The 1,028-nt window shown below is 33.7% G+C and carries 1 protein-coding gene; it reads left to right on the top strand.

Features of this window, described 5'->3' with window-relative positions:
• The coding region (locus tag FUA24_RS07885) for an ATP-dependent DNA helicase RecG (protein WP_148541204.1) at window positions 1-1,028 on the top strand (1,028 nt) is incomplete at both ends.

Raw genomic sequence — 1,028 nt, 5'->3', positions numbered from 1 at the left:
CATGCCGCACCCCGATATTGAAACAACCGAAGACCACAAAAACGGTTTAAATAACGGCATTCAACCCATTTATCCTTCTACCGAAAAACTAACAAATAAAGGTATTAGCAATAGGGTTGTTAGTAAAGTTGTACAGCAATTATTTTTAGAAACCAAAGGGCGTTTTACAGAAACGCTTTCAAATGAACTCATTTCAGATGTAAAACTTATAAGTAAAAGTGAAGCGCTTTTAAACATTCATTTTCCTAAAAATCAAGAGCTATTAGCAAAAGCACAATTACGTTTAAAATTTGAAGAGTTGTTTTTTATTCAACTACAACTCATTATTAAAAACTTAATTCATAAAACAAAAATTAAAGGGTTTACCTTTAATAAAGTTGGCACATATTTTAATACCTTTTTTAATAACCATTTACCTTTTGAATTAACCAATGCGCAAAAACGTGTTTTAAAAGAAATTAGAGCAGATTTAGGAAGCAATGCACAAATGAATAGGCTACTGCAAGGTGATGTTGGTTCAGGCAAAACTATTGTAGCATTTATGTGCATGCTTATGGCCATAGATAATGGTTTTCAGGCCTGTTTAATGGCACCTACTGAAATTTTGTCAGTTCAACACTATAACGGCTTATTAGAATGGTGTAAAAAACTGAATATCAACATAGAAATACTCACGGGCTCAACAAAAACTTCAAATAGAAAAACCATACACAAAGACCTAGAAAGCGGTGATTTACAAATATTAATAGGCACACATGCGCTCTTAGAAGATAAGGTTAAATTTAAAAATTTAGGACTCGCTATTATTGATGAACAACACCGCTTTGGAGTAGCACAAAGAAAAAAACTTTGGGATAAAGGCATATCAAACCCGCCTCATATTTTAGTTATGACCGCTACGCCAATTCCACGCACCTTGGCCATGTCTGTTTACGGTGATTTAGATATTTCTGTTATAGACGAATTACCTCCAGGGAGACAAGCCATTAAAACCGTACACAGATTTGATAAAAACCGCCTTAATGTTT

This window comes from Seonamhaeicola marinus, assembly GCF_008085455.1.
This window is presented reverse-complemented; position numbering and strand designations above follow the sequence as displayed.